Consider the following 21,564-nt stretch of genomic DNA (forward strand, 5'->3'; position numbering starts at 1 on the left):
GGCATGAATGTTTTATTCATGCCGGGCGCCCGAATGGGCGCTGCCGCGAGTGCGGCGAAGGCCCAGGCAAGCCGGAGGTTCGCGCCCGGCGCCAAGGGACAATGAATGGGCGCCGTTGATGTGTCGACATCAACGGCGTTGCCATGAGGCCGTGACGCTCAGCTGCCGGGCGGCGGGATGGTGCGGTTGATCGCCTTGATCAGCGCCTCCGGCCGCATCAGCGCCGCCGCCATCGTCCAGCGGTCCAGGCTCTCGTCGCCGATCCGCAGCATGGCGGCGTGCTGGAAGATGTCGAGATCGAGCTTCGGGTCGATATCGGCGAAGCCGAGCCGGCGGCGCAGGATGTCGATCTCGGCCGGGTTGCCGGTCAGGAAGGACCAGCCGGGCCGGATCCCGAAGCGCTCGGCATAGGCGTCGAGCACCTCGGGCGTATCGAAATCCGGCTGCAGGGTGATCGAGTACATGAAGACGTCGCGCCCCAGCCGGTCGCCCAGCAGGTCCTGGATCAAGACCAGGTTCTGGGTGACGCTGTCGCAAACATCGGTACAGCCGACAAAGACGAAGTTGATGAGGACCCGCCTGCCCTGCATCAGGTCGGCATAGAAGCGCGCCTTCTCACCGCGATGGGTGGTGACCACGGCATTGGTGAAGTAGTCGGCGCCGCGGCTGCTCGGCGTCGCCGCCGCGGCCGGCCGCGACGGGACGAGCGGCGCCAGGGCCGCCGCCAAGCCCGCGGCGGCGAAACTTCTCCGGTTCATCGCTGATCTCCTGTCGGGGCCGGCCGCACCGCCGGCCCCTGTCCCCGGTTGCCGCCTCAGACGATGTCCCAGCGGAACATCATGCCGGAATCCTCGTGCATGACGTTGTGGCAGTGCGTGACGTAACGACCCTTCATGTCGCGGAAGCGCATGAAGATCTTCACCTCCTCGTTCCAGTTCAGCGGGACCACGTCCTTGCGGGCGTATTCGGGCGAGCTCGCGGAGGTGGCGACGCCGTTGCGCGAGAGGATCCGGTGCTCCTCGAAATGCATGTGCACCGGGTGCCGCCAGCCGCCGCTGCTGTTCTGGATGATCCAGACCTCCTCGCTCTCCTGGTCGATCCGCGCGGCGACCTGGTCCTCGTCGAACAGCTTGCCGTTCACCGCCCAGGCGCCGTTGGTACGGTCGAAGCGGAAGGTGCGAGTCTTGGCCTTGGCGGCGCGCTGCATCAGCTTGGCGAAGTCGGGGTCCGGCAGCTCGCGCAGCACCTGCGTGCCCTTGCTGAAGTCGAAGCTCGGGTCCGGGACGGTGCGGCTCTTGTCGATGTTGATCTGCATCAACGGCGTGCCGGGGCTCAGGATGTTGCCGTTGGGACCGCGGCCATCCGTCTGCTCGAGCCGGTTGACCAGGTAGAGTCGGTTGGTGTTGATCTTGCTGAAGTCGATGATGATGTCGGCCCGCTCGGCGACGGCGAGGCGCACGCTGGTCCGCTGCAACGCCTTCGGCAGCAGGTTGCCGTCGTTCGAGATCTGCCAGAAGGGTAGGTAGTTCTTGCCGTCGTAGAGCGCGTATTCGTACCAGCGCGCCGGGCCGTGGTTGTAAAGGCGGAACCGGTAGCGGCGGTTGCGGACGTTGAAATAGGGCTGGATGGCGCCGTTGACGCAGAACTTGTCGCCGAGGATCCCGTCCGAATTGAATAGGTCGTAGACCATCTGGCAGTTCTTGTCGAAGATGAAGTCGCCGAACATCAGCGGCACGTCGAACTCGCCGCTCGGCAGCCGCAGGCCGGTATTCTCGTCGCCCGTGTCACGGTCGTCGAAGAGCAGGTAGGGGCCGACCATGCCCTTGACGACGTTCTGCGCCGTGAAGTCGAGATGGTGGTCGTGGTACCAGAGCGAGCTCAGCGCCTCGGTCGGGTCGCCCCGGTTGTCGCCGCGGCTGGTGAAGCCGGCATAGACATTCGGGTAGTGCTGATCCTTGAAGCCCTTCGGATTGATCTCGTTCGGGTCGCTGCTGGAGTTGATGTAGTTGACCGGGTTGCCGTCGCTCTCGGAGGGCGTGTGGCCGTTGTGGAGATGGGTGGTGATCTCGGGGATGCCGAAGCCCTTGTAGCTTTTTTTCGAGGGCAGGTTGTTGTGGAACCGGATCAGGATCGGCTCGCCGTAATAGGCCATGTAGCAGGGCCCGGGATAGATGCCGTCGAAGCCCCAGAAATTGGTCGGCGAGTAGTCCGGGTGGAACTTGGCGCTGCTCGGCTTCATGAAGGTCTCATAGAACTTCACCGGCGCGAAGCGACCGCCATAGGTATAGCCGCCATGATCGTCCGTCGTGGCGGTGCAGAACTGGTGGTTGATCCGCCGGGTCGCGCCATTGATCGGCGTGGTGCCATCGGGCGGCCCCTCCTTCATCTCATAGGGGTTGTTGTTCTTGACGGTCTGCTTGATCGGGATGATCGGCAGGGGCGCCACCCAGGGACGCGTCGGCGGGCTGGCCGGCGCTCCGCTACCGGAGGATTGCGCCAGCGCGCGGGCGCTGAGGCCGAGCTTCAGCGCCAGCGTGCCGCTCGAGGTGAGCAGGCCGAGGCGCAGCATCTCGCGCTTGCTCAGCTTGGCATGGACGATCTCCTGGCGGTTCCGCTGCGAGATCTCGGCAAGCTTGTCCTGCCAATCGGGCATTCTTTGCATCCTTCCACAAGCAAGTTGCGGAGGCGCCGTGTCTTTCGGCGCCTCGTGGAAAACGCACTTCAGGGAGGCTCCAACAGCGCCCGGGACTGCGTTACGCCTGGAATCATTCACGCATGGGCGAGTCGTTTCTACGTTCTTCTGACAAGCGATACTGTTTTATATTTGGCTCATAGGAGTATTTCTTGTATCGTTTCGACACGTATCGCACAGGCAGCCGGATCGATTCATTAACATTCCGATCTGGTTCATCACAAATTTACGTAATGTTGCGACGGCGAATGCGTTCAGGCCGACGGGCGCAAGCCAGGGCTGCCAAGCCGGGCGAGACCGGCAGTGCCCAGGGTCAGAGGCCGGGGCAGCCAGGGTCTTCGGGAGACAGGGGCCGGATCAGCCGCCGGGACGCGCTTCCTTCGGCCAGCGACGATGCAGCCAGAGCCATTCCTCCGGCCGCTCGCGGATCCAGGCCGAGAGGCGATCGTTGATCGCCAGGGTCAACGCCCGGATCGCCGCCTGCCGGTCGGGCAGGTCCGGCAGCGCCAGGGGCGGATCGACGACGAGGCGGAAGCGGCAGGCGCCGAGCCGCTGGACGCGGCCGGGGATGACAGGGCAGCGGAAGCGCAGCGCGAGTTGCGCCGGCGCCGGCGCGGTCATGGCCAGATGGCCGAGCAGCGGCACGGCGATGCCGTCATTCAGCTTCTGGTCCACCAGCAGGCCGAGCACGCCGCCCTCGGCGAGGAACCTCATCGCCGCCCGCGCCCCCTGCGCGCCCTTCGGGAAGAGCGGCAGCGGATCGCCCGGCACGGCCCGCGCCCGCAGCCCGTTGATCAGCGCATCCACCGCCCGGTTGTCGGCGGCGCGATAGACGCTGCCCACGCGGATCCCGCGCCGCGCCAGGGCCGGCGGGATCACCTCCCAATTCGCCATATGGGCCGAGACCATGATGGCCGGCCCGCCCTGCTCGGCGAGCGGCGCCAGATGCTCGGCGCCGGTGAACTCCCAGCGCATCGCCGAGAGATGCGGCAGCTCGCCGACGGTGCGGCCGAGATTGCGCCACATGCCGCGCAGGATGCGGCGGCGCTCGGCCGCGTCGCGCTCCGGCAGGGCGAGGGCCAGGTTGCCGAGGGCGACGCGCGAGACCGGCAGAAGCGGCCCCAGCCAGCCCGCGACGGCGGCGCCGAGATCGGAGGAGCGCCGCGGCCCGAGCCAGCGGGCGAGACGGAACACCAGCCCCACCGCCACCCGCTCCAGCGCGTGCCGCAGCCCCTTCACGCCGCCGGGCCGGAGGGCCGGGGCGCCGCCCGGCCTTGTCGAATCCGCTGCCCCCATATCGCCGCCTGCCGCCGCGCCTCAGGCCGGCACCGGCACCCGCTGCGCCAGCGGGTCGAGCAGCGCCTCGATCGAGGCCGGCTCCTCCCATTCCAGCGCCACCGTCACCACCGTCACCCGGTTGCGATAGGCCGGCGGGATGCGCACGAAATCCTTGCGCGTCGTCACCGGGATGGCGCGCAGCCGCTCGGCCTCGGCGAGGATGTCGCGCAGCTCCGCCTCGTCATAGGGATAGTGGTCGGCGAAGGGCATCCGCCCGGCCAGCACCGCGCCGGCCTCCTGCAAGGTGGCAAAGAATTTGCGCGGGTTGGCGATGCCGCAGAAGGCATAGACCGGCTGTCCGGCGAGCAGCTCGGCCTCCGGCCCCGGCTTCAGCCGGGCCCGCAGCACCGGCATGCGCGGCGGCAGCCGCGCCAGGGCGCCGGTCTCGTCCTCGCCGATCAGCACCACGGCGCGGCAGCGCGCCGCCGCGGCCGCGGGCGGCTCGCGCAGCGGCCCGGCCGGGATGATGCGCCCGTTGCCGAAGCCGTAGGGCCCGTCGACGATGAGCAGCGAGAGGTCCTTCGCCAGCGTCGGGTTCTGCAGCCCGTCATCCATGACGATGCATTGCGCCCCGGCCGCCACCGCCGCCCGCGCCCCCTCGGCCCGGTCGGCCGAGATCCAGGCCGGCCGCTCGGCGGCGAGCAGCAGCGCCTCGTCGCCCACCGCCTGGCTGTCATGGCTCTGCGGATCGACCCGCACCGGCCCCTTCAGCCGGCCGCCATAGCCGCGCAGCAGGAAATGCAGGCCGACGCCGCGCCGGGCGAGACGCCGGCCGAGATCGAGCGCGACGGTGGTCTTGCCGGCCCCGCCCGCCGTGGCGTTGCCGCAGCAGAGCACCGGCACCGGCGCGGTCCAGGACGGCTGCCGCATCCGCCGCGCGGTCGCCGCGCCGTAAAGCGCCGCGACGGGCGAGAGCAGCAGGGGCAGCAGCCCATGGCCGTCTCTGGTCCAGAAATCGGGGGCGCGCATCGGGCCTCGATCAGCCTCCTCGTGTCGCCGGGCCAGCGGGACGCCATTGGGGCGCCGGCGCGGCCCCGGCCTCAACCCCGCTCCCGCCCAGCGGTCGCCGTGGGCTCGGCAAGATGGGGGAACGCGGCATTCACCTCCCTGGCTGCAGGCAGGAGCCCGAGCAGCAGCGCCGCGAGATGCCCCGGCAGGCCGGCTTCCGGGGCCAGGGCCGCGGCCGCCGCCTGGGCCATGGCCCGCCCCCGGGTCGGATCGGATAGCACGGCCCCGGCCGCGGCGGCCAGCGCCGCCGGGTTGGGCACGACCTGCGCCGCCCCGCCGGCGGCGAGCAACCGTCCCACCACCTCCTCGAAATTCCAGGTATGCGGGCCGAGCAGGATCGGGCAGCCGAGCCGCGCCGGTTCGCGCGGGTTCTGCCCGCCATGCGGCACCAGCGAGCCGCCGACGAGGCAGATCCGGGCAAGGCGGTAGAAGAGGCCGAGCTCGCCCAGCGTGTCGGCGACGTAGAAAGCGGTGTCCGGCCCGGGCAGCGCGCCGGCGCCGCGGCGCGCGACGGGCCGCTGCGCCGGCGCGGCCTCGAGCGCCGTGGCGATGGCGGCCCCGCGCTCCGGATGCCGCGGGACGATGATCGTCAGCAAGTCAGGATGCGCCGCGAGCAGGCGCTCATGCGCCGCCGCCATCAGCGCCTCCTCCCCCGGCTGGGTGCTGGCGGCGAGCAGGACCGGCCGATCGCCGATCGCCGCCCCGAGCGCGGCGAGCGCCGTCGGCTCGGCCGGCAGCGGCGGCGCCGCATCCTTCAGGTTGCCGAGGCAGAGCACCTCCGGCGCGCCGCAGGCGCGGAGCCGCGCCGCATCCGCCTCGGTCTGCGCCGTGACCAGCCGGAAGGCCCCGAGCAGCCGCCGCGCAAGGCCCGGCGCCAGGCGCCAGCGCCGCGCCGAGCGGGCGCTGAAGCGGGCATTGACCAAGGCGAGCGGCACTCCGCGCGCCGCGGCGGCCGTGATCAGGTTCGGCCAGAGCTCGGATTCCACCAGCACGCCGCAATCCGGCCGCCAGTCCGCGAGGAAGCGCGCCACCCAGCCCGGCACGTCGAGCGGCAGGAAGCGGTGCAGCAATCGTCCGCCCAGCGCATCCGGCAGGCGCTGTGCCAGCAACCCGGCGGCGGTGACGGTGCCGGTGGTGACCAGCAGGCGCAGATCGGGCGCGCGCTCCGCCAACGCCTCCAGCAGCGGCACGACGGAGAGGGTCTCGCCGACGCTCGCGGCATGCAGCCAGAGCAGCCGGCCGGGGGGCCGCGCCGCCCCCTCCCCTCGCCGCTCGCCGAGTCGGGCCGGCACCTCCTTGCCGCGGCGGGCGCGGCGCCGCAGGTGCAGGGCGAGCACCGGCGCGGCGAGGCGCGTGGCCAGCCGCCACAGGGCGAGGCCGGCCTCCGGCTGTCGGGCTTGGCTCATGCCGCCCCGCGGCGCGGCGGCCGGATCGCGGCGGCCTGCCCAGCGCGCGGGCCCCGGCACCGGCACCGCGCCCTCATGCCGGGACGGCCTGGCGCGCGGCGGGCGCGGCGGCCCAGGCATCGGCCTCGGCGCAGGCGGCCGAGAGCGCCGCCTCGATCGCCGGCAGGGCGGCGAGCGGATCGGCCCGGTCCACCGCCACGGCCGGATGCACCACCAGCACGCCACGGGCGAAGGGCAGCGGCAGGACCATGCGGTCCCAGCTCGGCAGGATGCGCACGCGGGTGGTGCGGGCGGCGCAGGGCAGCACCGGCAGGCCGGAGACGGCGGCGAGCTGCGCCACGCCGGGCGCCGCCACTCGCCGCGGCCCGCGCGGCCCGTCCGGCGTGATCACCACCAGGTCGCGCCGCGCCAGCACCCGCAGCAGCACGCGCAGGCCCGTCGCGCCGCCGCGGCGGGTCGAGGCATGCACCATCTCGAGGTCGAAGCGCCGCACCACCTCGCCGATGAAGCGGCCGTCGCGGTGCCGGGAGACGAGGACATGCGCCCGCTGGCCCGCGAGCTCCGGCACCGAGGCCCGGGCCCGCTGCCAGAGCATGGGCATCATCGGCAGCCGCTCGTGCCAGAAGGCGGCGATGACGGTGCGGGGCGCCCCGGCGGCGTCGCGGAAGGCCGCGCGCAGCGCCGCATCCCCCACCAGGGTCCAGCGCGTGGTGCGGTAGACGCAGGCGAGATAGAGGCCGAGCGCCCTGGCGAAGAGGGCCTGGGCGGCGGCGGAGCGGATCAGCCGCCGGAACATGGATGCGCACACATGACGGGTGCCGGCGGGTAGCATGGTCCGGGGCGCGGGAACAGCGGCGGCGCGCCGGCCCCTCCTCCCCCGGCCCCTGGGTTCTCCCGTGTGCCCTCCCTCGGGGCAGGCGCGCATGGCCGCGGCGCCGGCCGGGCCGCACGACAACGCGCCGGGCCGAGGCCCGGGCGGGGCCGCCGCGCCATGGCTCCGGTCAGGCGCCCGCCCGGCGCGTCCTCACCAGCGCACGCGCAGGCCCCCGATGATCAGGCGGCGCAGGCCGAAGTAGCAGGCGGTGGCGGAGGAGCAGCTGGCGACGTATTCGCGGTCGCCGAGGTTCTGCATGTTCACCGTCAACTCCAGCCTGGTGGGCAGGTCGAGGCGGGCGCCGATGTCGTAGCGGATCGCGGCGTCGAAGAGGGTGACGTCGTTCACCTTGAAGGTGTTGACGTCGTTGCCGTAGCTCGAGCCGACATAGCGGACGCCGCCGCCGAGCTCGAGGCCGCGCAGCAGGCCCTCGGTGAAGCGGTAATTGGCCCAGCCGCTGGCGACGTGGTTCGGCACCTGCGGCACCCGGTTGCCCGAGACGTTCGCGGTGCTCGACTTGGTGATCTCGGCATCGATGTAGGTGTAGGTGCCGATGAGGTCGAGGTTGTCGTTGAGGCTGGCCCGCCCCTCGAACTCGATGCCGCGCGAGCGGATCTCGCCGGTCGGCTGGCTGAAGGTGGTGTAGATGGGGTCGGGCGTCAGCACGTTCTGCTGCGTGATCTGGTAGCCGGCGAGCTGGATGAAGCTGTTGATCCCGGGCGGCTGGTACTTCACGCCGACCTCGAACTGCTCGCCTGTGGTCGGCGCGAAGGGCGTGGCGCCGCGCTGCGGGGCGGAGGTGCCGGAGTTCGGCAGGAAGGAGGTGGAGTAGCTGGCATAGGGCGCGATGCCGTTGTCGAACAGGTAGAGCAGCCCGGCGCGCCAGGTCACCTCGTCATCCACCTGCGACTGCTGCCCCGCATTGGCGCCGCTCACCAGATGGGTGGTGGTGCCCTGCGTCGCATGGTCGTAGCGAAGCCCGACATTGAACCGCCAGCGGCCATAGGCGATCTGGTCCTGGGCGTAGAGGCCGAGCTGGTCGAGCTCCTGGTTCGTCTTGTCGGCGAGCGAGCTGTAGATGGGCGGGATGGTGCGGTAGTAGACCGGCGCGAAGATGTTGAGGCTCGGTATGCCGGCCGAGACGGTGGTGATCCGCCCGCGCGCCGAGGTGCGCTGCCAGTCGAGGCCGAACAGCGCCGTGTGCTGCAACGCCCCGGTGGTGAAGGTGGCCTGCGCCTGATTGTCCAGCGCGAAGGAGTTCGCGTGGTCCTTCGAGAAGGTGGCGCGGCGCGCGCCGGTGCGGCCATCCGCCCCGATGGCGCCGACCGAGAGGACGTTGAACTCGGAATCGACGTAGGAGTAGCGGAAGTTCTGCCGCACGGTCCAGACGTTGTCGACCCGGTGCTCGAACTGGTAGCCGATCGCCGCCTGGGTGCGCTCGTACTTGTTGTAGTTGGGATCGCCGCCGAAGAAATTGGACCGCAGCCGCCCATAGGGGCTGGGCAGCACCGTGCCGACGGCCGGGACGAAATTGTAGAAGCCGCCGTAGGGATCGTACTGGTAGGAGGAGAGGAAGGTGATGGAGGTGTTGTCGGTCGGCCGCCAGGTCAGGGCGGGCGCGATGGCGATGCGCTTCTCGTCGCTGAAGTCGAACTGCGTGTTGGCGGTGCGGCCGATGCCGGTCAGCCGGTAGAGGAATTTGCCGTCCTCGGTGAGCGGCCCGCCGAAATCGAAGGCCGCCTGGGCGAGGCCGTAGGAGCCGGCCTCGAGCCGCACCTCGTTCACCGGCGTCGCCGTCGGGCGGCGGCTGACGAGGTTCACGATGCCGCCGGCGCCGGTCTGGCCATAGAGCACCGAGGCCGGGCCGCGCAGCACCTCGATGCGCTCGAGCAGCCAGGGATCGGTGTTCGGCACGCCGTAATAGAGGCCGCGGCCCTGGCGCAACCCGTCGAGGAAGTTGACATAGGCGGCGCCGGTGCCCTGGCCGCCGAAGCCGCGTACGAAGACGCTGTCATAGCGCGCGCTCGGCCGAACCTCAGGCAGCACGCCCGCGGTGTAGCGCAGCGCCTGCGAGACGCTGAGCGCCCCCTGGTCGTCGATCTGGTCGCGGGTGACGACGCCGAGCGATTGCGGCGCCTCGATCAGCGGCGTATCGGTCTTGGAGCCGGTGGTGGTGACCGGGGCGACATAGCCGGAGACCGGCTGCCAGGAGCGCCAGGCGGTCGCCTGGACGTCCATCTGCGGCAGCTCGATGGCCGAGCCGGACGCGGCCGCCGGATCGGAGGCGGAGGCTTCGGCGGCCGGGGGCGCATTGCCCGTGGCCTGGGCCAGGGCGGGCCCCGCGGCCAGGGTCGAAAGGATGGCAACTCCCAGGGGACGGAACCTGGTCCGGATGCCGTCCCGCGCCGCAACTCGCCTCAACGCTCCAACTCCTTGGCCTGTCCAATCGGTGGCAACTTGCTAATGCGACGCAATCTCATTGTGAAGGGAGGTTGGCGGCCTGTGACGTTGCCTAGCCGCGATCATGTGGCCCCGGCACCACAGCCGGCAGGCGGGCCGGAGCCTTCGCCGCGCATCGGCGTTCGACGGGCAGGCATGCGAGAGGAGGCGGCCCATGGCCGAGCCACCGAAGGGAGCCGAGGAGCGGATGAACACCGCGGATCCGGCCTCCAAGACCACCGCGGACAAGGTGCAGCAGGGCGGCACCACCCGGAACCCTGAAGCGAAGGTGCCTTCGGACCTCTATCCCGATCCGCCGGGTGTCACGGATCGGACGCGTGGCGGTCCTGATGATTAATGCGGCCCGGAGGATGGACCAGCTCCTGTGACGCAAGGGCTTGTGCCGCAGCGCGGCACGAACACGGGGAGCGCGCGGGCGGGACCTGCCCTTGTTGGTGACGGATTGCTGCAACTCCGGTCGCGGGCCTGGCCGGACAGCGGTCTCGTTGCGATATAGGATATTTTGAACGCCGCGGATGTCGGCGCAGGCTGCCGAGCGACGCCAAATCAACATAGTAATGTTAAAAAAATAATCTGAATGGCTGGCAATCCGCGCCGCGCCCACGGTCTCGGACGCGATGACCAACATGCTCATGCGAAGCTTTGCCGCGCTCTACGTCACGGCGGCCGCTCTGGCCTTGATCATGGGGTAGGGGCGGGCGGATCACCGGGGCAGAACGGGCGATCCGGATGGTGCTGCCAGAGAGGATTGAACTCTCGACCTCTCCCTTACCAAGAATCTGCCCCCGTTCCAACGCTTTGAAATCGTTGGATGTTGCCTTGGTGGAAAACACCATTGTTCCCACGATGTTCACCGTTTCCTCTCTGCAGAGAGAGGAATGGAAGGGGGGAGCACTCCCTATTTTTGCTGCGGCGTAAGTCCATGAGTTGTCCAGCGTAGCTGGCGTATGACGCTGGCTGGAGGTGCATCATGGTGAGCAAGGCCAACGATCAGCGGAACAGCGGACCGGCCCAGCCAGGCCCGTCAGAGACCGAGCGGCAGATCGCCGATATGTTCCACACCGTTACTATTGGCTTGCGAACGATCTGGGACCTGCCTTCGGAGTTCTGGCCGAAAGACGCCCCGTCCCCGAAAGAGCGGCAAAGGAAATGGGGCCTGGACCAGAAGGCGGCTCTCGACAAGAAAATGCGTGAGGAGGAGGCGGCTATAGAGGATGCATTTCGCCGTTTGGCAAGGCACTGCGGCGGCCATGACTTTTATGCCGAATGGCTGGCACGGGTGACGCCGGATCATGAGCGCGGCCGGTGATTGCTTCGCCATTCGATTTGATTTAGAACTAAAAGATGTCCCGACTTAAAATCCAGAAAAGCAGCCGATCCAAGCTGCGCGCCAAAACGCCGCCGGACATGATCCGCGAGGTGCTGGATCATCTCGATTACCGGGAGAGCTATCCCGCTGAGCGCAAGCAGGACATTCGCTTCGCCGCCGCCGATTATCTCCTGGAAGCCTATCTCCGCCTCATGTCCGAAGCCCCGGAAGTGCCGCGCCGGAACATGGGCTTGCACATGGCCGAAGGAAAGATCCTTGGCCTTTCAATGGCCAGGGCATCGTGCCAGTTAGCGCGCCGGAACCGACACAGGCCGACCGCGAATACTGGACCAGGCATTTTCCCGGAGCGGATTACACGGTTCGGACCAGCGATCGGCTGAAGCCATGAAGCGTCTCGTTCTCGCCTTGCTCCTGCTATCCACGCCGGCCCATGCTTTTCCGGCGCGGGTGGTTTCGTGTCACGACGGGGACACCTGCAAGGCTATTACCGCGTCCGGTGACCGCATCACGCTGCGCCTGCACGTGGCGGACACCCCTGAAACCCCGCCATGCTTCGATCCGCAGCCCTACAGCGCCCAGGCCACCGCGTTCACCCGCCGCATGATCGTCGGCAAAGTGGTCGACGTGCGGCCAGTCGGGCGCAGCTGGAAGCGATCGGTGGCTGACATCACCGTCCAGGGTCAGGACGTATCGAAGGCCCTCATCAAGGCCGGACTGGCATGGGCGGACATCCGGCACACCAACGACCCGGCCTACCTGGCAGCCCAAATCGACGCGCAGCACGACGAGCGGGGGCTCTGGGGCGATCCAGCGGTCTCCCCATGGGACTGGCGGCTGACGCATAACCTGTGCCGGCGCGGTTCAGCGCCGCGTTGACACGCCCAGGGTCGTCGCCTTCCCACCGCACTTCATGCATCGCAGCCGGTCGATCACCTCGTAAAGCCTGGTCTGCGCCGCGAGCTGATGCTGCAGGGCGAGCGCGCCGATATGCAGCGCGGCGCTTCGGTTACAGGCCTTGCATCGAACGTGCAGCCACTCGTTCTGGCGGTGCCAGAGCTGATCGACGGGTTTCGGCGAGCCGTCCAGGTGGCGGGACATGCGCGAACAAATGTGGAACACAAGCGGGGGTTTCCGCTAGGCTCGCCGCATGAGCGATCCTTCGAGTCCCCATGCCGTGACCACCTCTGCCGACATCGGACCCTGGGGCGGTCCGACGCGCCGGTACCGCGACGTGCCGATCGAGGCCAACGAGAAGGAGACGGTGTTCGGCTTTCATCTCCATGGCCATCCCATGGAGCGCGGCAGCTTCGGTTCGGTGGATGCCCTTATCCGGATCATCGACGCCTGGCTCGACACACGCACGTTGCCGGCGCCTTACCGGATGCCAGAGGGGTAAGCGGGGAAGTGCACCGCTAAAAATCTTGATTGCAACTCTGCATCGTACCCGCTGAAATCGTACCGGCCATCAGGCGGGAGGACATCAATGAGCGCCGGAACGAACTGGCTCCAGAATAGCGCTCTTCAAAGCCTGAATACGCTCTATGACACCGCTATAGGCTCTGCCAAAGGGATGCAGGCCACCGCCGAGGAACTTGCGGATCAGTATCGCCGAAAGCATGTCAGTGTCGACGATGCCGTTGCGTCGCTGATCCGCTGGCAAGCAGCAAAGACCGGTGCCACGGGGTTTGCCACAGGCCTTCCTGGTCTCATTGCCATGCCAGTCACCTTACCGGCCGATATGACGAGTCTTTGGTACGTGCAGCTCCGCATGGTGGCAGCTATCGCGTCCCTCTATGGGCATGATCCGAGGGACGAAGTCGTCCGCACCATTGCCTTTTATAGCCTTCTCGGCGGCGGCGCGATCGGGGCGGTAAGCAAGACTGGCGTCACAATCGGCAATAAAACAGCGATGGCGGCTTTGACTAGACTTCCGGGCCATGTCCTACTCCGGGTTAACCGACTCATCGGATATCGCTTGGTAACAAAATTCGGAACGAAAGGCGTTATTAACTTGGTGAAGCTCGTCCCGATCGCAGGTGGGGTTATTGGCGGCACCATCAACGCCGTCGGGACGAACGCCACGGGGAAAGCAGCGATCCTGCTACTTCGACAGGCTTAAAGCAGAACGCTCCTTACCCCCCTCCCCGCTTTAAGCCCCAACCCCGAATTGAGTTTTGACCCGGCGCAGAACCGCCGCATTGAACCGATGCGCTCCTTTTTTGCGCCGTGCAGCATTTCCCGCTTTGTTGAACCGCTTCGTGAAGCTATTCTGCTCCGAAGCTGTTTAAGCGGAAGTGCTGACAGACCACTACAGCGCTGCGCGCTGTTTTAAGGAAGTGAAAAATGCCGGACAAGCTGGCGGAGGTTTTCGAGATCGTCACGGAGATGCGGAAAGAGCAAAAGGCTCTAATCAGCATCATGCGCGACATGATCCATCCATCCCTCCTCTCGATCAAAGAGGGGCTGAACACGATGAACGAAAACCTTAACCGCGAGCCGGATAACGCCATTCAGGACTGGATCGCTTCGGTGGATGACCGCATCGACAGCGTGAAACGCCTCCTCGACACCCTACCCAAGGACACCGCGAACGAGGTCATGGTAGTGACCGGCCTTGGCCCCTAGTGTTGACGTTCCGCGACATCGCAGCCGGGGCGTTGTCAGCGGCAGTTGCGCTTACCGATCATCTGTTTGAACAGACGCTCGACGACAAACATCAAGCCTTGGGTGCCTACTACGCGGGCCAGCCGGAGGGACCGGGGGGAAGTTCGGTCGCCCGCGCCCGCCTCGACATGGACCCTGCCCTTGCCGATGTGCTGGGCCTCACCCCCGGTCAGGTTGTCAGCCACAAGCAACTCACGGCGATCCTCTCCGGTCGAAGGACGGACGGCAAAGACCTGCCCGGATCATCACGCAAGGTCAGGCGATACAAGCAAGAGGGGAAGGAGGACCGGATCAAGCTGGCGGGGATGGATCTGTGCTTCTCCGCGCCGAAGTCGTTCAGCCTAGCATGGGCCTTCGCCGAGACGGAGGCCGAGCGCGCATCCCTGATGCAGTGCCATCTCGACGCCAGGGACGCCGTGCTCCGGCACATCGAGCGCGAAATCGGGCATGGCCGCGTCGGCGCCAATGGGCAGATGACCACGGAGCCGGCGAAGCTGGCCTGGATCAGCATCGAGCATTTCACCGCCAGGCCGACAGCCACCATCACCCGGCCCGACCCGGTCACGGGCGTCATGGGGACCGAGCTTTACACCGTGCGGCAGGCCGGCGACCCGAACGTCCACAGCCACAACATCATCCCGAATGTCATGGTGACCGATAGCGGCAAGGTCGTGTCGATCAACCAGGGCTTGCTGGCGCCCAACATCCATCTCTACGGCGCGATTTATCAGGCCCTGCTGGCCGACAATCTCCGCGCCATGGGGGTGCGGGTCGATCTCTGCGACGAAAAGCGTTACGCCGTCCTGCCCGCCATCCCGAAGGAAATCTGCGCCGAATTCTCCAAGCGGACCCGCGATGCCGAAGGCGCGGCGCGGGAGGAAGCCGGGCGGCGCGGCCTCGACTGGGACGCGATGTCGCAGGACGACCGGGTCAAGTTCCTCAAGGGCGGCGCCAAGGCGTCGAGAAAGGCCAAGACCGACGACCTCGCCGATTTCCAGTCCTGGCAGGAGCAAGCCGCCGGCTTGGGCTGGGCCCATGAAACGGTGATCGAGGGTCCACAGGCCAGCCTGGACGACGACACCAGGCGCGAAGCGGTGCGGCAGACCGCCCTCCCCCTGCTGTCGTCCATCCTCGATCGCAAAGCGGTTCTGAGCGGCAGCGAGGTCACGCTGCAGGTCGTGCGCGGCGCCATCAAATGGGGCCTCAAGGCGCTGGAGGAGTTGAAAACGGTATCGAAGATGCTCGTCCAGCACGGCATCGAGCAGGACGGCGCCCAGACCGATCTGGTCTGGACCGAGCAGGACGGCAGGGTGAAGGTCACCACCGCGCTCCATATCGGCCAGGAGCTGGAGGTCATCGACCGGACCCGCGCCCGCGCTGCTGACCTGTCCCGCGCGCTCACCGTGGCGGAGATCGATCAATGCACGGACGGGCTCGATTTCACGACCCCTGAAGGCATGGCACAGCGCGAGGTCATGAACGCGATCGGCACCGGGGGAGAGTTCGCGGTCGCCATCGGTTCGGCTGGCGCGGGGAAAAGCGCACTGATGTCGGTCCTCACTTCCGCATGGAGACGGCGGAAGATGAAGGTCATCGGCACCGCCCTGTCATGGAAGATCGCGCGCCGGATGGAGATGGACGAGACCTACGCCCTCGATCCCCTCATCAATCGGCTTGAGAAAGGCAAGATCGCCATCGACCGAAACGCCGTGATCGTGATCGACGAGTTAAGCCAGATCGGGACAGTCCATCTACTCAAGCTCTTGAGGCTCCAGCAACGCTACGGCTTCAAGATCGCGGCGATAGGGGACCACCTTCAAGCTCAAAGCATAGCGGCAGGTAGTGTGATTGACCTGCTGCAACGCGCGATGCCAGAAGCCATCCCCCAGCTGCTAATCAACATTCGCCAGAAGACCGAGCGGGAGAAGAAAATCGCCGGTCTCTTTCGTGACGGAAAGGCGGGAGACGCGATCAAGCTCAAACGCGAGGACGGCACTGCCGAACTTGTCGAAGGCGACAGGGCGGAAGCCATCGCCCGCATTGCCCAACTCGCCATGACCATGCCGGACGCTACGCTTTCCACCCCGACGAATGCCGATGCGATGGATATCGGTCGGGCGATCCGCAAACTCAAACAGGAAACCGGGGAAATATCATATCAAGAAACGCTCATAAAGGCGACCGACAATCAGGAATCCGAGCATGAGCTATCCATAGCCCAAGGGGATTGTGTGAGGTTGTTCGCCGTCACCCGTTCCTCGAAAGGCGCTGTGTTAGGGGTGAATGGGTCGGTCCTGACCGTGACGAAGGTTCACAAGACCGGGCTGGATCTAACGACCCATAAAGGCAAGACAGGCTTTGTATCGTGGGATGCGCTGAAATACGGCGGGGAACGGGTCAAGCTTGCATATGGCACGGTTTTAACAGTCGAGTCTTCCCAAGGACTGACGTCCGACAACCATATTAGCTGCTTTCCTAGCGGGACATCAAACGTCAATCAGTTTCGCGCCTATGTTTCAGCGAGCCGCCACCGCTTGGCGTCATGGATTATTGTATCGAAAGGGGCCGAGATGCTCGATATTTCAAACCGTCTCCCCTTGGGAATTAACGACCCTATCGATGACGACGCCATATGGGACCATGTTGCGTCTAATCTTTCACGCAGACCAAAGAAAGAAAATGCCGTCGATCTGTTGGAGCAGTTTGCGGAGCTAAAATCTGGCTTTGCGCAAAGTTTCCAAGCGACTTCAAGAATATTTGAGAACGAAAAGTCTGCATCGCAAGCGAGGATCATCAAAGCCAACTGCCAGTATAGCCACAAAGCGGGTTTTAGAGCTCATGACGTTTGTAATAAGAACGAAAATTCTTTACAATATGGCATCAAAACGGGTCGAATGACGTCTCACCGCCAAACGACCCTGAACATCTAACGCTGTCATGGAGCGCTGGTGCCTGAGACTACATTACACGATTTGCCTGCAACTAAGGAAGATGCCTTAAAGCTAGGTCTGACCAAATACTTTACTGGCATTCCGTGCAGGCAAGGTCATATTGCAGCTCGCTATTCAAAGGATCACGGGTGCGTTGAATGCAATAGTGATTATTATAGAAAGAAACAAGGCGGTCTGCCGACCCGAAATCCTCCTAAGTTCCCAAGCGTCGTTATGCATTCCGGCCCCCTTGTGTCTCGGCAGGAGGCAGAGAAAAACAACTTACCTCTGTTCTTTACAGGCCAGCCCTGCGCACAGGGGCATATATGCCAAAGGTCTACCAAAACCAACCGTTGTAAAGTATGCCAGACAACGGCGAATAAAAACCACCACCAGTCCGCCGAAGCAAAAGCTAAACGCAAACGTGTCTACGCCGAAAAGCGCGAGCAGTATAACGCTGCGGCTAAGAGATACAGGGATAATAACAAAGAAAAATACCTAGCTATGGTTCGGAGGGTGAGAGATAGAAATCGGCCCACATACAGAGCCATAGCGAAACGCTGGCGAGAAAAAAACAAAGAAGCATACCAAGCCCGGCAAGCGAACAGGCGTAAGCGAGAACGCGCTGCTGGCGGATCATATACAGCGAAGCAAATTGCCAATCTGCGTCATAAGCAGGGAAACAAATGCATTTACTGCAAAACAAAGTTTTTTGCGGGATATCACATTGATCACATCATGCCATTAATTCTTGGCGGATCAAATGATATTAGCAATATCCAGCTACTATGCAGAGATTGCAATTTGCGCAAAGGTGCAAAAAACCCGGTAGCATACGCACAAGAACGCGGCCTTTTACTTTAAGGCACCCCGCCGCGTCACCAAGCAGCGGGACACCGGCCTCAAGATGGCTCGTGCTTCCTGTGGCGCGCCTGCTCACGCCGCGCGATATTCTCGACCGTCCGTCTCACTTCGGCATGGCTGAGCGGCGGCACGCAGCGCGCATCGTTGAAGGCGAGGCAGAGGTTGAGAACCAGCTCGCGCTCCAGCCAGGGCTGACGCAACAGCTTCCCGGCGATACGTGCGATGGTCGAATTGCGCTCGCCGTTCGGCACCGTCATGAGCGGTGCGTTCCAGTCGATCCGGATCCTCGGCGCGCTGATGCGCTCGATCAGCCAATCCGGCGCAGGCGCAATTTCCGGCGCGCTGTCGACGGACCATGCGTAGGAGCGACCGGAGGGATGAATCGATGGCGGAGCGCAGACATAGCCGCCGTCACCGCGCACATCGAGGCCAGGGACGAATTTAACTCGGTTCCCGATCCCGGCGCGGTAGCGGAAAAAGAGGTGACGGCCCCCGCCGCCCGTGATGGCTTCAACAGTGGATGGCAAAGACCCATAGCTGGCTTCGAGATCGTGAAGCGATGCCTCACCGGCATCGCCATCGACATCGACAACGAAAATACCGGAAGGCAGACCAGTCGGGATGCCGATATTGGCATCAGGCCAGCGCTGCCACCACGCGAGGACAGTGCCTGGATCGCGTGACGCTTCATAGAATCCGCGTTCCGTCAGGGGCACCTTGCCGCGCGGCGCCAGCGGAAAAACCGGGATGCTACGGCGGGCAAAGGCGAGGGCGTGTTTCAGCATGTCAACACCCGCACCAGTGCCGGACTAACCTTCCGCCACGCCGGTCCCGCGTTCAGCCATGCCTCCTCATCGTCGATCACCACGACATCGCCCACGCCAGTCGCGCGGTGCAGTCCCGGTTCCGGCTTGAACATCGGTGTCGGGTGATTCTCCCAACCGGCTTCCGTTGTCCGGTCCACTGTCAGGTGCAGGCAGTCGCCCAGATCGAGGAGAGACAGATCGTTGATCGTCAGTGTTGCTACCGGCTTCATCAGACCAAACAGGTTGAAGGACGGGCGCATGGCATGGAGAATCGTCAGGCGCATAGCACCGGCCCCGCAGGCAGACGTTCGTCCACCCAGAAGTCGCGGATCGGCTCATCTATGCGGTCGCCGGGGCCGCCCCTATTGTTTATCATGCCCTCGGCGCCACCATCACTGCGCGCGGACGGCGATAATACTCCTCATACGCCAGACCCAAGATCCCAAGCATGACGTGGCAATGCATCGGCATGTGACCGCTTTCCGCAACATCGATAATCGCTTGCTGGATTCTGCCGAACCAGCACGTCGTCAGCGTGTCCCGGTGTTTTGAAAAAAACGACATCCCGAGCGGATAGTCAGTAGATCCATCATCGGTAATGGCTTGTTTAACCACCGAAGACGTCACGTTCACCAAGTCGACAAAAATCTCGCGGCATTCCTCAATTAAGATCGCCTCATCATCTTCTGTCTGCGACCTCATTCCATCAGGATCGCGCTCCCGCATTCCCTGCCACTCGGCTCTGGCGTTCTCAGCAAACCTCTGCCCGAGGGCCTTCGCTAGGCGCCGTTCCGCCTGACGCATTTCCGCACTGGAATCGTGGTTGAATTCGTTTGCGATGGTCGTCATCGTTTTACCTTTCAGGTTTCACCGTCATCAAATTCACCATCGTCAGACGGCGCGGCTGCCACCGGCCTGAGCAGGCCGAGCGCAGTGGCGTTGAGGGTCTGGTGTAGCCGCTGGTGGATTTCGCATTTCACGGCTGCGGCCCCTTCATGCGCCGAGAGATGACATCGAACGGAATCTCCACCCAGCCGACGCGGGCGCAGGCAAAGGCGCGCTTTGCGTCGACCACGACGATATCGCCGACGCTGGTGGAGCGTTGCGGTCCAGGTGCGGGGATCAGAAAGTCGGGATGGTGCGCGGGATCGTTCCATGCTTCGTCGACGTGGTTGGTGAGCCTGAAAGCATGGGACAGCGCGGTCTCGACAGGCGTCGCATCGGCCAGATGAAGGTCGGCCACCTTCTCGATCGGCGCCTCGCTTTTTTCCAGGCCGAATGTCGGGTGGGTGTCGTGATAAACGGAGACCTTCATAGCTTCGGCCCCGCCGGCAACCGGTCATCGATCCAGAAATCGATGACGCCATCGATCCGCTCGCCATCGTCCGGCGTGTCGGCGTAGTGGGCGAAGTAGGGATCCTTGAACTCGGCCGGGTACTCGCTGCCGTCGGCGGTCTGGACGACGATGTTGCGCTGGAAGCGACGCAGCTCCTGCTTTGCGCGATCCAGCACGGACGCATTGAACGCCTCGCACGTCTGCATGTGATTTCCTTTCTTGTTTTTGGCCTCGTAGGGCGATCATCTTGGTACGCAGTGGTTGGACAAATCGTGGTCAGGCTTCAGCGGCCATAGATGCGTCCTTCGGAGGCGCAATCGACCCGCCCCGTCACCGTGTCGACATTCGAGTTGGCATGCACCAGGCGCAGCGTCGGGACCCCGGATCGCCGCGCTGGCGGCGGGTCGTCGAGGACGGCCATGCCATCGACGCACATGACGTAAATCATTGGCCTGAACTCGATGTTGCTCACACCATCGACACGGCGATCGAGATCGTACTGCATGTCCACTGCAGGCGGCTTTCCATGGATGCGGATGCGCGCGCTCATTGATTGCGCTCCCACCAGCTGAAGAGGGTTACGCCGGCGCCGCCCATGCTGATCGAGGCGCTGGTCAGCAATGCCTGCGCCGGGAACTGGTCGAAGCACCAGACGAGGCCGAGGCCTGATCCGATCACCAGTAATGCAGAAACCCAAACCACGGCTTCCGGAATAGTCTGATATGGCACTCCGTTTTCAGCCTGACTGGAAACGCTTGTGTTGTCTTTCATTCTTTTCTCCCTGAAATAAGCTCGCATTATCATTTACACATAAAATGTGATAGTGTACATACGCTTTATAAGCAATAATCTTGCTTATTCCCTTTATCTTAAAATGTGATAGCTTACCGACAGCATGAATGCGTTAGAGCAATACCGAGTTGATGAGGGCTTAAACTATTCTGAGCTTGCCGCCCGCCTCAAAACATCGCCACAGAATGTTCAGCGTTGGTGCAACGGCATCGAGCCGCGTCCCGCTGACCGGGAGATGATCGAGAAGCGCACCAAGGGTCGGGTGAAGAAGGGCGCGGTGTTGATCTATCAAGGCAAGCCTGATTGACCGTTGTCCGGCGGGTACGGATAGCGGTGAGGCAGGCGCCTCAAGGCCGACAGGCCCAACAACAAAGAGGAGAGACGACCATGGCTGCACAGCCAAAAGCGAAAACGACGAAACCCGCCACAAAAAACCAGACCAAAAGCAAGACGCCTGTTGCAAGCAAGGCTGCTGCTGCAAAGGCGAAGGCTCCTGCGAAGAAGGCCGCGGCGAAGCCGGTGAAGACGGCCGCGAAAAAGGCGCTGGCGAAGGCGAAGAAGAAGGCCTGATTTCCCAGTGGCCCTGCTCAGCCGGGGCCACAAGGAAGGCAGGTGCCTTCGGCCTTCAGGCCCAATAAAAAGAGGAGAAGAGAATGATCACGGATCAGGAGCGCGACGTCGCACTTTTGAACAGCCCAGCCGAGCGCGTCACTAAAGAGCGCATCGGTGCCATCATTATCGAGACAAAATTCATCCAGCCCGAGGGCACCTTGCTGACCTTGTGCATCCTGACACTGCGGAACGGCTTTACCGTGACAGGCGAATCTGCCTGCGCGGCACCCGAAAACTTCAACAAGGAGCTTGGCGAGAAGATCGCCTATGACAACGCCTTCAATCAGATATGGAAGCTTGAGGGCTACCTTTTGAAAGAGGCTATCTATTTGACAGGAACAAAAGCGCAGGCGGCGGTTTGAACATGGCTATGAAAAACCGTCGCAACAACCGACAGAAGATGGCAGGTCCTGCGGAAGAATATTATCTTCATCCGCGCAAAGGGTTTAAGC

Annotated in this window: 27 protein-coding genes; 12 read left to right on the forward strand and 15 right to left on the reverse strand. The window is 64.6% G+C overall.

Going from position 1 to position 21,564, the window contains the following annotated elements:
* Positions 1-158 precede the first annotated feature (158 nt).
* The 7 genes from HJG45_RS25370 to HJG45_RS25400 all read right to left on the reverse strand — a co-directional run bounded on the left by HJG45_RS25370 (position 159) and on the right by HJG45_RS25400 (position 9,556).
* On the reverse strand, positions 159-758 hold the full coding sequence (locus HJG45_RS25370; RefSeq protein ID WP_171616333.1) for an SCO family protein: 600 nt from the start codon (positions 756-758) through the stop codon (positions 159-161).
* Between the two features lie 56 nt (positions 759-814).
* Entirely contained in the window at positions 815-2,653 is a 1,839-nt protein-coding gene (locus tag HJG45_RS25375) for a multicopper oxidase family protein (RefSeq protein WP_171616335.1), read from the reverse strand.
* Positions 2,654-3,049: 396 nt separating this feature from the next.
* The gene (locus HJG45_RS25380) at positions 3,050-3,988 is read right to left on the reverse strand and encodes a lysophospholipid acyltransferase family protein (protein ID WP_171616337.1); all 939 of its coding nucleotides are present in this window, start codon (positions 3,986-3,988) and stop codon (positions 3,050-3,052) included.
* A 21-nt stretch (positions 3,989-4,009) separates the two neighbouring features.
* The gene (lpxK, locus tag HJG45_RS25385; RefSeq protein WP_171616339.1) at positions 4,010-4,999 is read right to left on the reverse strand and encodes a tetraacyldisaccharide 4'-kinase; all 990 of its coding nucleotides are present in this window, start codon (positions 4,997-4,999) and stop codon (positions 4,010-4,012) included.
* A gap of 71 nt (positions 5,000-5,070) precedes the next feature.
* Positions 5,071-6,444, reverse strand: a complete 1,374-nt coding sequence (locus HJG45_RS25390) for a 3-deoxy-D-manno-octulosonic acid transferase (RefSeq protein ID WP_171616341.1) — start codon at positions 6,442-6,444, stop codon at positions 5,071-5,073.
* A 73-nt stretch (positions 6,445-6,517) separates the two neighbouring features.
* Entirely contained in the window at positions 6,518-7,240 is a 723-nt protein-coding gene (locus tag HJG45_RS25395) for a lysophospholipid acyltransferase family protein (RefSeq protein WP_171616343.1), read from the reverse strand.
* Between the two features lie 228 nt (positions 7,241-7,468).
* On the reverse strand, positions 7,469-9,556 hold the full coding sequence (locus tag HJG45_RS25400) for a TonB-dependent siderophore receptor (RefSeq protein ID WP_254452785.1): 2,088 nt from the start codon (positions 9,554-9,556) through the stop codon (positions 7,469-7,471).
* Positions 9,557-9,932: 376 nt separating this feature from the next.
* On the opposite strand from HJG45_RS25400, the gene HJG45_RS25405 reads away from it, so the two are divergent.
* From HJG45_RS25405 to HJG45_RS25420, 4 genes are all read left to right on the forward strand, one after another.
* Positions 9,933-10,115: a hypothetical protein gene (locus HJG45_RS25405; protein ID WP_171616345.1), complete on the forward strand. Its 183-nt coding sequence runs from the start codon at positions 9,933-9,935 to the stop codon at positions 10,113-10,115.
* A gap of 633 nt (positions 10,116-10,748) precedes the next feature.
* Positions 10,749-11,087 carry a hypothetical protein gene (locus HJG45_RS25410; RefSeq protein ID WP_171616347.1) on the forward strand — a complete coding sequence of 113 codons (339 nt, stop codon included), beginning with the start codon at positions 10,749-10,751 and terminating at the stop codon, positions 11,085-11,087.
* A 35-nt stretch (positions 11,088-11,122) separates the two neighbouring features.
* Positions 11,123-11,488: a hypothetical protein gene (locus HJG45_RS25415; protein ID WP_171616349.1), complete on the forward strand. Its 366-nt coding sequence runs from the start codon at positions 11,123-11,125 to the stop codon at positions 11,486-11,488.
* A gap of 4 nt (positions 11,489-11,492) precedes the next feature.
* Complete coding sequence (locus HJG45_RS25420; RefSeq protein ID WP_171616352.1) at positions 11,493-11,984, forward strand: thermonuclease family protein; 492 nt, start codon at positions 11,493-11,495, stop codon at positions 11,982-11,984.
* On the opposite strand, the gene HJG45_RS25425 is transcribed toward HJG45_RS25420, so the two are convergent.
* Positions 11,970-12,206 (reverse strand): hypothetical protein, encoded by a 237-nt coding sequence (locus HJG45_RS25425; protein ID WP_171616353.1) that lies wholly within the window; start codon positions 12,204-12,206, stop codon positions 11,970-11,972. The genes HJG45_RS25420 and HJG45_RS25425 overlap by 15 nt on opposite strands.
* 49 nt (positions 12,207-12,255) lie before the next feature.
* On the opposite strand from HJG45_RS25425, the gene HJG45_RS25430 reads away from it, so the two are divergent.
* The 5 genes from HJG45_RS25430 to HJG45_RS29555 all read left to right on the forward strand — a co-directional run bounded on the left by HJG45_RS25430 (position 12,256) and on the right by HJG45_RS29555 (position 17,566).
* Positions 12,256-12,504 (forward strand): hypothetical protein, encoded by a 249-nt coding sequence (locus tag HJG45_RS25430; RefSeq protein WP_171616355.1) that lies wholly within the window; start codon positions 12,256-12,258, stop codon positions 12,502-12,504.
* Positions 12,505-12,591: 87 nt separating this feature from the next.
* Positions 12,592-13,227 carry an EcsC family protein gene (locus HJG45_RS25435; protein ID WP_171616357.1) on the forward strand — a complete coding sequence of 212 codons (636 nt, stop codon included), beginning with the start codon at positions 12,592-12,594 and terminating at the stop codon, positions 13,225-13,227.
* Positions 13,228-13,451: 224 nt separating this feature from the next.
* Positions 13,452-13,733 carry a hypothetical protein gene (locus HJG45_RS25440; protein WP_171616359.1) on the forward strand — a complete coding sequence of 94 codons (282 nt, stop codon included), beginning with the start codon at positions 13,452-13,454 and terminating at the stop codon, positions 13,731-13,733.
* Between the two features lie 2 nt (positions 13,734-13,735).
* The gene (gene mobF, locus HJG45_RS25445) at positions 13,736-16,702 is read left to right on the forward strand and encodes a MobF family relaxase (RefSeq protein WP_171616361.1); all 2,967 of its coding nucleotides are present in this window, start codon (positions 13,736-13,738) and stop codon (positions 16,700-16,702) included.
* An 18-nt stretch (positions 16,703-16,720) separates the two neighbouring features.
* The gene (locus HJG45_RS29555) at positions 16,721-17,566 is read left to right on the forward strand and encodes an HNH endonuclease (RefSeq protein WP_217363040.1); all 846 of its coding nucleotides are present in this window, start codon (positions 16,721-16,723) and stop codon (positions 17,564-17,566) included.
* Between the two features lie 38 nt (positions 17,567-17,604).
* On the opposite strand, the gene HJG45_RS25455 is transcribed toward HJG45_RS29555, so the two are convergent.
* The 7 genes from HJG45_RS25455 to HJG45_RS25485 form a co-directional block, all read right to left on the reverse strand.
* A complete protein-coding gene (locus tag HJG45_RS25455) occupies positions 17,605-18,351 on the reverse strand; it encodes a bifunctional DNA primase/polymerase (RefSeq protein ID WP_171616363.1) in 747 nt (248 codons plus the stop codon).
* Positions 18,345-18,656, reverse strand: coding sequence for a hypothetical protein (locus HJG45_RS25460; RefSeq protein ID WP_171616365.1), 312 nt, complete (start codon positions 18,654-18,656; stop codon positions 18,345-18,347). Before HJG45_RS25460 ends, HJG45_RS25455 begins: the two co-directional genes overlap by 7 nt.
* A gap of 88 nt (positions 18,657-18,744) precedes the next feature.
* The gene (locus HJG45_RS25465) at positions 18,745-19,221 is read right to left on the reverse strand and encodes a hypothetical protein (RefSeq protein WP_171616366.1); all 477 of its coding nucleotides are present in this window, start codon (positions 19,219-19,221) and stop codon (positions 18,745-18,747) included.
* 127 nt (positions 19,222-19,348) lie between these two features.
* Positions 19,349-19,687: a hypothetical protein gene (locus tag HJG45_RS25470; protein ID WP_171616368.1), complete on the reverse strand. Its 339-nt coding sequence runs from the start codon at positions 19,685-19,687 to the stop codon at positions 19,349-19,351.
* A complete protein-coding gene (locus HJG45_RS25475; protein ID WP_171616370.1) occupies positions 19,684-19,914 on the reverse strand; it encodes a hypothetical protein in 231 nt (76 codons plus the stop codon). Before HJG45_RS25475 ends, HJG45_RS25470 begins: the two co-directional genes overlap by 4 nt.
* Positions 19,915-19,991: 77 nt before the next feature.
* Positions 19,992-20,258: a hypothetical protein gene (locus tag HJG45_RS25480; RefSeq protein WP_171616372.1), complete on the reverse strand. Its 267-nt coding sequence runs from the start codon at positions 20,256-20,258 to the stop codon at positions 19,992-19,994.
* Positions 20,255-20,479 carry a hypothetical protein gene (locus HJG45_RS25485; protein ID WP_171616374.1) on the reverse strand — a complete coding sequence of 75 codons (225 nt, stop codon included), beginning with the start codon at positions 20,477-20,479 and terminating at the stop codon, positions 20,255-20,257. Before HJG45_RS25485 ends, HJG45_RS25480 begins: the two co-directional genes overlap by 4 nt.
* 124 nt (positions 20,480-20,603) lie before the next feature.
* Between HJG45_RS25485 and HJG45_RS25490 the strand changes: the two genes are divergently transcribed.
* The 3 genes from HJG45_RS25490 to HJG45_RS25500 all read left to right on the forward strand — a co-directional run bounded on the left by HJG45_RS25490 (position 20,604) and on the right by HJG45_RS25500 (position 21,474).
* The gene (locus HJG45_RS25490; protein WP_171616376.1) at positions 20,604-20,807 is read left to right on the forward strand and encodes a helix-turn-helix transcriptional regulator; all 204 of its coding nucleotides are present in this window, start codon (positions 20,604-20,606) and stop codon (positions 20,805-20,807) included.
* 80 nt (positions 20,808-20,887) lie between these two features.
* Positions 20,888-21,070 (forward strand): hypothetical protein, encoded by a 183-nt coding sequence (locus tag HJG45_RS25495; protein WP_171616285.1) that lies wholly within the window; start codon positions 20,888-20,890, stop codon positions 21,068-21,070.
* Positions 21,071-21,153: 83 nt separating this feature from the next.
* A complete protein-coding gene (locus HJG45_RS25500; protein ID WP_171616378.1) occupies positions 21,154-21,474 on the forward strand; it encodes a Gp49 family protein in 321 nt (106 codons plus the stop codon).
* Positions 21,475-21,564: the final 90 nt, after the last annotated feature.

The sequence above is a fragment of the Roseicella sp. DB1501 genome (assembly GCF_013112485.1).
Taxonomy (GTDB): domain Bacteria; phylum Pseudomonadota; class Alphaproteobacteria; order Acetobacterales; family Acetobacteraceae; genus Paracraurococcus.

Bases quoted from the DNA above. Each gene is read 5' to 3' on its own strand.
- HJG45_RS25440 (WP_171616359.1), top strand. From the start codon at position 13,452: ATGCCGGACAAGCTGGCGGAGGTTTTCGAGATCGTCACGGAGATGCGG.
- HJG45_RS25495 (WP_171616285.1), top strand. From the start codon at position 20,888: ATGGCTGCACAGCCAAAAGCGAAAACGACGAAACCCGCCACAAAAAAC.
- HJG45_RS25465 (WP_171616366.1), bottom strand. From the start codon at position 19,221: ATGACGACCATCGCAAACGAATTCAACCACGATTCCAGTGCGGAAATG.
- HJG45_RS25480 (WP_171616372.1), bottom strand. From the start codon at position 20,258: ATGAGCGCGCGCATCCGCATCCATGGAAAGCCGCCTGCAGTGGACATG.
- HJG45_RS25435 (WP_171616357.1), top strand. From the start codon at position 12,592: ATGAGCGCCGGAACGAACTGGCTCCAGAATAGCGCTCTTCAAAGCCTG.
- HJG45_RS25390 (WP_171616341.1), bottom strand. From the start codon at position 6,444: ATGAGCCAAGCCCGACAGCCGGAGGCCGGCCTCGCCCTGTGGCGGCTG.
- HJG45_RS25485 (WP_171616374.1), bottom strand. From the start codon at position 20,479: ATGAAAGACAACACAAGCGTTTCCAGTCAGGCTGAAAACGGAGTGCCA.
- HJG45_RS25420 (WP_171616352.1), top strand. From the start codon at position 11,493: ATGAAGCGTCTCGTTCTCGCCTTGCTCCTGCTATCCACGCCGGCCCAT.
- HJG45_RS25430 (WP_171616355.1), top strand. From the start codon at position 12,256: ATGAGCGATCCTTCGAGTCCCCATGCCGTGACCACCTCTGCCGACATC.
- HJG45_RS25405 (WP_171616345.1), top strand. From the start codon at position 9,933: ATGGCCGAGCCACCGAAGGGAGCCGAGGAGCGGATGAACACCGCGGAT.
- HJG45_RS25500 (WP_171616378.1), top strand. From the start codon at position 21,154: ATGATCACGGATCAGGAGCGCGACGTCGCACTTTTGAACAGCCCAGCC.
- HJG45_RS25455 (WP_171616363.1), bottom strand. From the start codon at position 18,351: ATGCTGAAACACGCCCTCGCCTTTGCCCGCCGTAGCATCCCGGTTTTT.
- HJG45_RS25470 (WP_171616368.1), bottom strand. From the start codon at position 19,687: ATGAAGGTCTCCGTTTATCACGACACCCACCCGACATTCGGCCTGGAA.
- HJG45_RS25475 (WP_171616370.1), bottom strand. From the start codon at position 19,914: ATGCAGACGTGCGAGGCGTTCAATGCGTCCGTGCTGGATCGCGCAAAG.
- HJG45_RS25395 (WP_171616343.1), bottom strand. From the start codon at position 7,240: ATGTTCCGGCGGCTGATCCGCTCCGCCGCCGCCCAGGCCCTCTTCGCC.
- HJG45_RS25375 (WP_171616335.1), bottom strand. From the start codon at position 2,653: ATGCCCGATTGGCAGGACAAGCTTGCCGAGATCTCGCAGCGGAACCGC.
- HJG45_RS25370 (WP_171616333.1), bottom strand. From the start codon at position 758: ATGAACCGGAGAAGTTTCGCCGCCGCGGGCTTGGCGGCGGCCCTGGCG.
- HJG45_RS25415 (WP_171616349.1), top strand. From the start codon at position 11,123: ATGTCCCGACTTAAAATCCAGAAAAGCAGCCGATCCAAGCTGCGCGCC.
- HJG45_RS25400 (WP_254452785.1), bottom strand. From the start codon at position 9,556: ATGGACGTCCAGGCGACCGCCTGGCGCTCCTGGCAGCCGGTCTCCGGC.
- lpxK (WP_171616339.1), bottom strand. From the start codon at position 4,999: ATGCGCGCCCCCGATTTCTGGACCAGAGACGGCCATGGGCTGCTGCCC.
- HJG45_RS25460 (WP_171616365.1), bottom strand. From the start codon at position 18,656: ATGCGCCTGACGATTCTCCATGCCATGCGCCCGTCCTTCAACCTGTTT.
- HJG45_RS25380 (WP_171616337.1), bottom strand. From the start codon at position 3,988: ATGGGGGCAGCGGATTCGACAAGGCCGGGCGGCGCCCCGGCCCTCCGG.
- HJG45_RS25425 (WP_171616353.1), bottom strand. From the start codon at position 12,206: ATGTCCCGCCACCTGGACGGCTCGCCGAAACCCGTCGATCAGCTCTGG.
- HJG45_RS25410 (WP_171616347.1), top strand. From the start codon at position 10,749: ATGGTGAGCAAGGCCAACGATCAGCGGAACAGCGGACCGGCCCAGCCA.
- HJG45_RS25490 (WP_171616376.1), top strand. From the start codon at position 20,604: ATGAATGCGTTAGAGCAATACCGAGTTGATGAGGGCTTAAACTATTCT.